The organism is Aeromonas aquatilis (assembly GCF_054052405.1).
The window spans coordinates 1-2,734 of record NZ_JBSTYP010000124.1 but is presented as its reverse complement, the minus strand read 5'-3'; the positions used below and the strand labels follow the sequence as shown (position 1 = coordinate 2,734).

The following is a 2,734-nucleotide window of genomic DNA, read 5'->3' as shown; positions in this document are numbered from 1 at the left end:
AACACTTCTTGGGTGTTGTATGGTTAAGCCTCACGGGTAATTAGTATGGGTTAGCTCAACACGTCGCCGCGCTTACACACCCCACCTATCAACGTTGTGGTCTCCAACGGCCCTTTAGGACCCTCAAGGGGTCAGGGATGACTCATCTCAGGGCTCGCTTCCCGCTTAGATGCTTTCAGCGGTTATCGATTCCGAACTTAGCTACCGGGCAGTGCCACTGGCGTGACAACCCGAACACCAGAGGTTCGTTCACTCCGGTCCTCTCGTACTAGGAGCAACTCCCTTCAATCATCCAACGCCCACGGCAGATAGGGACCGAACTGTCTCACGACGTTCTGAACCCAGCTCGCGTACCACTTTAAATGGCGAACAGCCATACCCTTGGGACCGACTTCAGCCCCAGGATGTGATGAGCCGACATCGAGGTGCCAAACACCGCCGTCGATATGAACTCTTGGGCGGTATCAGCCTGTTATCCCCGGAGTACCTTTTATCCGTTGAGCGATGGCCCTTCCATTCAGAACCACCGGATCACTATGACCTACTTTCGTACCTGCTCGACCTGTCCGTCTCGCAGTTAAGCTGGCTTATGCCATTGCACTAACCTCCTGATGTCCGACCAGGATTAGCCAACCTTCGTGCTCCTCCGTTACTCTTTGGGAGGAGACCGCCCCAGTCAAACTACCCACCAGGCACTGTCCGCGAGCCCGATTCAGGGCCCTGCGTTAGAACATCAAACATACAAGGGTGGTATTTCAAGGACGGCTCCAGCGCAACTGGCGTCACGCCTTCAAAGCCTCCCACCTATCCTACACATGTAGGTTCAATGTTCAGTGCCAAGCTGTAGTAAAGGTTCACGGGGTCTTTCCGTCTAGCCGCGGGTACACCGCATCTTCACGGCGAATTCGATTTCACTGAGTCTCGGGTGGAGACAGCATGGCCATGGTTACACCATTCGTGCAGGTCGGAACTTACCCGACAAGGAATTTCGCTACCTTAGGACCGTTATAGTTACGGCCGCCGTTTACCGGGGCTTCGATCAAGAGCTTCGCTTGCGCTAACCCCATCAATTAACCTTCCGGCACCGGGCAGGTGTCACACCCTATACGTCCACTTTCGTGTTTGCAGAGTGCTGTGTTTTTGATAAACAGTCCCAGCCATCTGGTCACTGCGACTCCCAACTGCTCCATCCGCAAGGGACTTCACTGTCAAGAGCGAACCTTCTCCCGAAGTTACGGTTCTATTTTGCCTAGTTCCTTCACCCGAGTTCTCTCAAGCGCCTTGGTATTCTCTACCCGACCACCTGTGTCGGTTTGGGGTACGATGACTTGTAATCTGAAGCTTAGAGGCTTTTCCTGGAAGCAGGGCATCAATGGCTTCCACACCGTAGTGTGTTCGTCTCGTGTCTCAGTGTTGTGTCTCCGGATTTGCCTAGAAACACCACCTACGCACTTTCACCAGGACAACCGTCGCCTGGCCCACCTAGCCTTCTCCGTCCCCCCATCGCAATTACAAGTCGTGCAGGAATATTAACCTGCTTCCCATCGACTACGCCTTTCGGCCTCGCCTTAGGGGTCGACTCACCCTGCCCCGATTAACGTTGGACAGGAACCCTTGGTCTTCCGGCGAGGAGGCTTTTCACCCCCTTTATCGTTACTTACGTCAGCATTCGCACTTCTGATATCTCCAGCATACCTCTCGATACACCTTCGCAGACTTACAGAACGCTCCCCTACCACTCACACATAAGTGTGAATCCGCGGCTTCGGTGCCTGGTTTGAGCCCCGTTACATCTTCCGCGCAGGCCGACTCGACTAGTGAGCTATTACGCTTTCTTTAAATGATGGCTGCTTCTAAGCCAACATCCTAGCTGTCTGAGCCTTCCCACATCGTTTCCCACTTAACCAGAACTTTGGGACCTTAGCCGGCGGTCTGGGTTGTTTCCCTCTTCACGACGGACGTTAGCACCCGCCGTGTGTCTCCCGGATATTACTTACTGGTATTCGGAGTTTGCATGGAGTTGGTAAGTCGGGATGACCCCCTAGTCCAAACAGTGCTCTACCCCCAGTAGTATTCGTCCGAGGCGCTACCTAAATAGCTTTCGGGGAGAACCAGCTATCTCCGAGTTTGATTGGCCTTTCACCCCCAGCCACAGGTCATCCCCTAACTTTGCAACGTTAGTGGGTTCGGTCCTCCAGTTGATGTTACTCAACCTTCAACCTGCCCATGGCTAGATCACCCGGTTTCGGGTCTACACCTTGCAACTAGACGCCCAGTTAAGACTCGGTTTCCCTACGGCTCCCCTATACGGTTAACCTCGCTACAAAATGTAAGTCGCTGACCCATTATACAAAAGGTACGCAGTCACCCCGAAGGGCTCCCACTGCTTGTACGTACACGGTTTCAGGTTCTATTTCACTCCCCTCACAGGGGTTCTTTTCGCCTTTCCCTCACGGTACTGGTTCACTATCGGTCAGTCAGGAGTATTTAGCCTTGGAGGATGGTCCCCCCATATTCAGACAGGATGTCACGTGTCCCGCCCTACTCGATTTCACATCAAGGTTGTTTTCGTGTACGGGGCTATCACCCTGTATCGCCGGCCTTTCCAGGACCGTTCCACTAACTTCCAAGATGCTTAAGGGCTAATCCCCGTTCGCTCGCCGCTACTGAGGGAATCTCGGTTGATTTCTTTTCCTCGGGGTACTTAGATGTTTCAGTTCTCCCGGTTCGCCTC

At 53.5% G+C, this 2,734-nt stretch carries 1 rRNA gene; it reads right to left on the bottom strand.

Annotated features, from left to right (window positions below):
• Window positions 1-19 precede the first annotated feature (19 nt).
• Window positions 20-2,734, bottom strand: a 23S ribosomal RNA gene (locus ACW5W8_RS23475); the annotation flags it as partial.